At 64.3% G+C, this 6,669-nt stretch carries 7 protein-coding genes; all 7 read right to left on the bottom strand.

The genetic code is table 11. The features are described 5' to 3' along the window. Positions 1–317 precede the first annotated feature (317 nt). On the bottom strand, positions 318–953 hold the full coding sequence (locus PF446_RS09720; protein ID WP_298071229.1) for a phosphoribosylanthranilate isomerase: 636 nt from the start codon (positions 951–953) through the stop codon (positions 318–320). Between the two features lie 49 nt (positions 954–1,002). Then, positions 1,003–1,770, bottom strand: a complete 768-nt coding sequence (truA, locus tag PF446_RS09715; protein WP_298071228.1) for a tRNA pseudouridine(38-40) synthase TruA — start codon at positions 1,768–1,770, stop codon at positions 1,003–1,005. A 95-nt stretch (positions 1,771–1,865) separates the two neighbouring features. Beyond that, positions 1,866–2,897 carry a FimV/HubP family polar landmark protein gene (locus tag PF446_RS09710; protein WP_298071227.1) on the bottom strand — a complete coding sequence of 344 codons (1,032 nt, stop codon included), beginning with the start codon at positions 2,895–2,897 and terminating at the stop codon, positions 1,866–1,868. A gap of 93 nt (positions 2,898–2,990) precedes the next feature. Further along, the gene (locus tag PF446_RS09705) at positions 2,991–4,373 is read right to left on the bottom strand and encodes a FimV/HubP family polar landmark protein (RefSeq protein WP_298071226.1); all 1,383 of its coding nucleotides are present in this window, start codon (positions 4,371–4,373) and stop codon (positions 2,991–2,993) included. Between the two features lie 142 nt (positions 4,374–4,515). Further along, complete coding sequence (locus PF446_RS09700) at positions 4,516–4,824, bottom strand: hypothetical protein (RefSeq protein WP_298071225.1); 309 nt, start codon at positions 4,822–4,824, stop codon at positions 4,516–4,518. Continuing rightward, positions 4,824–5,852, bottom strand: a complete 1,029-nt coding sequence (locus PF446_RS09695) for an aspartate-semialdehyde dehydrogenase (RefSeq protein ID WP_298071224.1) — start codon at positions 5,850–5,852, stop codon at positions 4,824–4,826. The genes PF446_RS09700 and PF446_RS09695 overlap by 1 nt, the downstream gene beginning before the upstream one ends. Before the next feature lie 55 nt (positions 5,853–5,907). After that, positions 5,908–6,669 (bottom strand): chorismate synthase (aroC, locus tag PF446_RS09690; protein WP_298071223.1); only part of this gene is annotated, 762 nt, incomplete at its 5' end.

Raw genomic sequence — 6,669 nt, 5'->3', positions numbered from 1 at the left:
TCAGCGAAACCGGAGGCATCTGGGTGCTGTGCGCGCCACGCGGCTCAAGTGACCCGAACATCCCGGCACTGGCACACTGGTTGCGCGCGCAACTGAACGCCGACTCCACCTAGCAAGCGTGGTCCGAGAGGACCCGCTCAACCACCTTCGCGGCATGAAAAGGCCGCCGTTTCGCACAAAGGCACCCGGGAAAACCCGAGCAGACCGATCCCGGTGCGGATCGGCAGCGCGATCGTTCTCACGCGGCACGGTGTTTTGGATATTCATGGCCGGGGCATGCAGGCACCCGGTGAAACGGTCGCCGCACGGCATCCCGGTCAGGCCATGGTCTGGTCCGCATTGCGCACCCGCGCAATGAAATCCCGCATCGCACGCGGGTCCTTGATGCCTGGCGCCGACTCGATACCGCTGGAAACATCCACTCCCCAAGGCCGGGCGACCCTGATTGCGTCGGCCACGTTGTCGGCATGCAGGCCGCCGGCCAACAACAGGCTGCGTCCGCTGCCGCTCGGTACCCGCGACCAGTCGAACCGCTGCCCGCTGCCGCCGGCTTCGCCGGGCGCATGTCCATCGAGCAGAAAACCGCGCGCTTTCGGATGCGCATCCAGCAACGCCATAACATCTTCCATGCCGGCCATGGCAATGGCCTTCAGGTACGGCGTAGCGAAGGACTCGCAATAAGCCGGCGTCTCAACACCATGGAATTGCAGCATGTCCGGGCGCAGCGCACGCTCCACGGTGGCAACCCAGTCGGCCTGGTCATCCATGAACAACGCCACGGTGCTGACCAGGGGCGGCAGCGCATCGCGGATTGCGGCTGCGTGCTCAGGCGTGATGAATCGCTTGCTGTGGCGCGTGAACACCAGTCCGATGGCATCTGCACCCAGGGCAGCCGCGACCAGGGCATCCTCAAGGCGGGTCATGCCACAAAACTTGATGCGCGTTCGTGTCATGGCGTGGCGTATCCGTGTTCGGTCAAAAGTCCCAGACGAAAACCCCGGTTCACAGGCAAATGGCTTGCGCAAGCCCCCACGATGCAGGATACCGCGGACCAATAAAAGTGAGCCCCGACGAAGGAGCCGTTGGACCGGCCCGGTCGCGATCGCGCCCGGCCAGAAGCGTTTCCATCCAGCCAGGCTCACGATCACCGCGACCGACAGGCAGCAGCGAGCCGACGATGTTGCGCACCATATGGTACAGGAAGGCATTGGCCTCGATCTCGACATGCACCATCTGCGCATCGCGCCAGATCCGAACTTCGCGCACCTCGCGTCGCGCGTGCGGTGCCTGGCAGGCGATCGCGCGAAATGCCGTGAAATCGTGCTCCCCGACCAGCGCCTGGGCGGCCTCGTGCATGGCCCGCTCATCCAGAGGGGCACGCTCCCAGGTCACGTAACGGGCGTCGAGCGCCGCGCGAACCGGGCGGTTGAGAATGCTGTAGCGGTAGCGTCGCGCGCGGGCACTGTGCCGGGCATGGAAATCCGCGGCCACCGGTTGCGCCCACAGCACCGCCACGCTACGCGGCAGATTGGCACAAGCGCCCAGTGCCCAACCACGCATGCTGCGGGTGACTTCGGTATCGAAATGCACGACCTGACACTGCGCGTGTACGCCGGAGTCGGTACGTCCGGCGCAGGTCACCGTCACCGGTGCGTCTGCCACGGTCGAAAGCGCCTGCTCCAGCGTTGCCTGCACGGTCGGTCCATGGCTCAGTCGCTGCCAGCCCATGAAGTCGGTGCCGTCGTATTCGATACCCAGGGCGATACGCATGAAGATGTCGGGTGGTAGGGGAAAGCGGGCAAGAATACAACCACGCCGGCCCCGCTGCCGGGACCGGCGTGATCAGGTGCGACTACCCGCGCAGGTCAGTCGAGCTCGTCCAGCATCTTCTGCGCCATGTCGCGCTGGGACTGGCTGCCCTCGTGCATGGCCTCCTCAAGCATGGCACGGGCTCCTTCCGGATCGCCCATGTCCATGTAAGCCCGCGCCAGATCGATCTTGGTATCCACAGCGTCGCCGCCCATTCCGGATGCTGCGACGGGCTCGACATCGTCCTCAGCTTCGCCTTCTGCATCGTTCTCGGGCTTGACTTCGGTGTCGGTGTCGGCGTCGGATACCTCATCGGCCCCGGATGCCGGAGAAACATCGTCGTCTGTGTCCAGCGACATGCTGGTGACATCGTCCCCGGGCAAGGTGAAATCTCCCAGTTCGGAGGAAGAAGTCTCGCCATCCAGAGGCGGCAAGGCATCAGGATCCTCCTCGCTCGACATCCCGGGAGCCGGCATGTCGGCATCACCCACGCGGAAGTCGTAGTGCTCGGAAGTCCCGATCGCGTCCTCCGGGTCCGCTTCATCCCGGGCGTCATGCCAGTCGCTATCCGCACTGCCTGGAGTGGCTGTGCTGCCCTCGTCCGGTAGCGGATGCGTTTCATCATCCTCATCCGGAATCTCGGGCGAATAGGCGCCTTCGTCAGCGGCAAACAGGGGGTAGTCGGGTGAAAGTTCCTCACCCATCATGATCACGTCCTGCCATTCCTCCTGTTGCGGGTCGCTGATGTGCGTGCGCATGGCCTCGGCGGCGGACTCGAAACGCTCCACGTCGCGACGCGCATAATAGAAACTCACCAACTCAAGGTGCAGCCCCAGATCCTCCGGATTTTCGGCCAGCTCACGAAGCAGTTCATCCTGCTCCTCATCGCCGTCGTCGTCCGCAGCAGGGCCAAAGGACGAGTCACCGAATTGATCGGCAATGGAACGCTGGTTGAGGGAAGGCTTGGACGATCCGGCCTTGCGCTTGCTGCGCAGGAGCAGGAGCAGCAACACGATCACGCCCAGCGCCGCGACCAGCTTGACCCACAGCGGTCCATACCAGGGCTGGACGGGGGCCGGTCGGGGCACGGGCTTGGGCTGCGACGGCTTGGCCACCGGCTTGGGAGAGGTTGCAACCGCCTTGGGCGTGGTTGCAACGCTACCAGCCGCATCCGTGGAAGCTTACGCCGGAGCGGCCCCACTCGCGGCCGCGGCCATCGCGATCGCAGCGCTCGATCCGGAAGCAGGAACACTGCCGTTCACTGCATGCGCAAGGGCGGACCCCGCAGCGGACGGTTTTTTGTCTGCAGCGGCAAGCTTGTTCTGCAACTCGGTGATCTCGGCGTTCTTGAGGTCAAGCAGCCGATTGTTCTTGCTCTGGATATCCTTGAGGCTCTTCAGGTGGGCCTGCAGGTCAGCGGTCTGCTGCTGGGCGCTGGACAGCGCTTCCTTGGCGCGGGAAACCTCCTGGTGAAGCTGCTCCACGGCGACCTTGTTGCTGCCACCGGCCACCCCGGCACGCGCACCGGTGCTTTCCCCGCCATTGCTGGGAGGCACCAACTTGAGCTCGTCCCCGGAACGGTTCGACGCTGTGCCCGCCCTGCTGGAGGACGCCGGCTTGCCCGGACGGCTGGCTCCGCCGGGGCCGGCGGACGCCACCATGGTCGTGCGGTGGGGCACCATGGCGCTCCAGGAGCGATCCTGCCGCAGCACCTCGGCCGTGGCCGCCGCTGCGGTTTGTGCGAGGAGCTCATCGCGGGTCGGAATCCGAAGTACAGCACCGCTTTTCAGTGCGTTGATGTTGTCCTTGTAGAAGGCATCCGGATTGGCCGACTTCAGGGCCAGCATCATCTGGTTGACGCTGACGCCCCCGGGGTGCTGATTGTGGGCAATGCCCCACAACGTCTGCCCGTGCCGGACGCGGCCGTAGTTACCATTCTGCACCTGGGCCGACGCTGCGGGCGGCCGGGCGGCCGGCTTCACTTTTTTTTGTGCCGGCTTGGGCGTCGGCTTGCTTTGCACCGGTTTGGCCGCGGTTTTCATCTCGGGCGCTGCCTTTGCCACTGGTGCTGGTTTCACTGGCGCCGCAGTCTTGGCCGGTTTAGGTGCTGGTTCCGGCGCCGGTTTCGGCGGCGCGGCGGCACTCGGCGTGACTGCGCCTTGCAGCCTCGCCGTGGCTTCGCTGCCCGGCGGATCCAGCAGCACGGTGTATTCACGCAGCAACTGGCCGCGAGGCCAATCCACCTTGACCAGGAAGTCGAGGAAGGTCTCACGCACGGGCTCGTCGCTGGTCACCCGAATGACTTTTTGCCCGGCGGCATTGGTGGTGACCTTGAATTTCAGCTGCACCGTCAGGCTCAACCGGTCCAGGCCGGCGCGCGCAAACTGGTCGGGCGAGGCCAGCGAAACCTGTAGATCAGAGGCTTCGCCCGGATAATCGGTCTGTAGCGGGATCTCCGCCACCAACGGCTTGTTCAGCGCGGATTTGACGCGGATTTGACCCAGTCCGAGCGCAAGCGCCTGCGTACTGCTCAAGGTCAAAGCCAGCAGAATGGACAGCTTCAAGGTCCGGTTCATTAAGTGCTCCCCACGTACCACGGTCAAGACACGCCAACCATCTCGACGCGACTTTACAATAATAACGTAACTTTAATTCACAAATACGTTTTTCACCACCTAAACTCCATTGCCTCGAGTCCGCACCGCATCATGTATCCGAATGCGACTGCCCGTTGGTCGCTTTGGCCGCCGGCGCGGTCTTGCCGGCAAGTTCCGCCTTCAGGCGTGCAATCTCCTGACTTCGGGCCGCCAGCCTGGCCTTCTCATCGGCCGTACGCTGCTTCAGGGTCTCGACCTGCTGCTTGAGTTGTCGGACCGTGGTTTGCTGCCGCGCCGCCTTGGCTTTCAGCGTATGCAGCTGCTTTTGCATGGCCCCGGAGCTGGTCTGGGCCATGGCAAACCCGGCCACCAGCAAAAGCCCGGGGAAAATCATCCAGCGATGCGTGCCTGAATCCATCACAGATACTCCTCGATCAGTCGTTGCGCGATCTGCACGGCATTGAGTGCCGCGCCCTTGCGTATATTGTCGGAGACCACCCACAGGTCCAGGCCATGGGGATGCGAGATGTCCTCGCGAATGCGTCCAACCAGGACCGGGTCCTTGCCCGCCGCATCCCCGACCGGAGTCGGATAACCACCATCCTTGCGCGTGTCCATCACCACCAGGCCGGGCGCCTGCTCAAGCAGCGAGCGCGCCTGTTCGGCACTGATCCGCTCACGGGTCTCGATGTGCACCGCCTCGGCATGACCGTAGAACACCGGCACCCGCACCGCCGTGGGATTCACCTGGATGGAATCATCCTCCAGGATCCTCCGGGTCTCCCATACCATCTTCATTTCCTCACGGGTGTAACCGTTGTCCATGAAAACGTCAATGTGCGGGATCACATTGAAGGCGATCTGCTTGCTGAACTTCTCCGCCTTGACCTGCTGGAAATTGAGCAACGCTGCGGTTTGCCGGCCCAACTCCTCCATGCCCGAACGACCCGCGCCGGATACCGACTGATAGGTGGCCACGTTGATGCGCACGATGCCGACCGCACGGTGGATCGGCGCCAGCGCCACCAGCATCTGCATGGTCGAGCAGTTGGGGTTGGCGATGATGTTGCGGCGTGTGTACTCGGCAATGGCATGCGGATTGACTTCACTGACCACCAACGGGACATCGGCATCGTTGCGGTATTCGGACGTGTTGTCGATCACCACCGCCCCGGCAGCTGCGGCGCGCGGCGCATGCTCGCGGCTGACCGCGCCGCCGGCGGAGAAGAAGGCGATGTCCACGCCCTCGAAATCATAGGTGGCCAGATCACGCACCATGACCTGCTTGCCGGCGAATTCGACATAGCCCCCGGCAGAGCGTTCGCTGGCCAGCGGGACCAGCTCGCCCACCGGCACGTTGCGCTCGGCCAGGATCGACAACATCGTTTCACCGACGGCTCCGGTAGCGCCGGCGACCGCAATCTTGTAGGTGCTCTTGCGACTCATGGGTTCTCTTTACAATGCACAATGGGGAAAAATTCGATCGACATGCCGATACGCATCAGGCAATGCGTGGCGTGAGGACGCCGACATCACCGCACTGCGCGCGATGGCGCAGGGCCTGATCCATCAGCACCAGCGCCATCATGGCCTCGGCAATGGGCGTGGCGCGGATACCCACGCACGGATCATGCCGGCCCTTGGTGACCACTTCCACGGGCGCGCCGTCGATATCCACGCTGCGGCCGGGGATCAGGATGCTGGAAGTCGGCTTGAGGACGATCGAGGCGCGAACCGGTTGTCCGGTGGAGATACCGCCCAGGATGCCGCCGGCATGATTGGAGACAAATCCGTCGGGCGTCAGCTCGTCGCGGTGCGTGCTGCCCTTCTGTGCCACCGCGGCGAAACCGTCGCCGATCTCCACGCCCTTGACCGCGTTGATGCTCATCAGCGCCGAGGCAAGTTCGGCGTCGAGCTTGCCGTAGACCGGCTCGCCCCAGCCGACCGGCACGCCCTCGGCCACCACGTCCACGCGCGCACCGACCGAGTCGCCGCTCTTGCGCAAGGCGGTGATGTAGGCCTCCAGTTGCGGCACCATGTCGGCATCGGGCCAGAAGAACGGGTTGTCCTCGACCACGTCCCAGTCCATCGCGCCGGGCACCAGTTCACCCAGCGCGGTCAGGCAGGCGCGCACGCGGATGCCATGGTGCTCGCCCAGCCACTTCTTGGCGATCACGGCCGCGGCCACGCGCATGGTGGTCTCGCGCGCCGAGCTGCGTCCGCCGCCCCGCGGATCGCGCACGCCGTACTTGTGCCAGTAGGT

It is taken from the genome of Oleiagrimonas sp. (assembly GCF_027858935.1).
Lineage (GTDB): Bacteria > Pseudomonadota > Gammaproteobacteria > Xanthomonadales > Rhodanobacteraceae > Oleiagrimonas.
This window is presented reverse-complemented; position numbering and strand designations above follow the sequence as displayed.

Coding starts and splice junctions, on each gene's coding strand:
- PF446_RS09720 (WP_298071229.1), bottom strand. CDS start 953: ATGACACGAACGCGCATCAAGTTTTGTGGCATGACCCGCCTTGAGGAT.
- truA (WP_298071228.1), bottom strand. CDS start 1,770: ATGCGTATCGCCCTGGGTATCGAATACGACGGCACCGACTTCATGGGC.
- PF446_RS09700 (WP_298071225.1), bottom strand. CDS start 4,824: ATGGATTCAGGCACGCATCGCTGGATGATTTTCCCCGGGCTTTTGCTG.
- PF446_RS09695 (WP_298071224.1), bottom strand. CDS start 5,852: ATGAGTCGCAAGAGCACCTACAAGATTGCGGTCGCCGGCGCTACCGGA.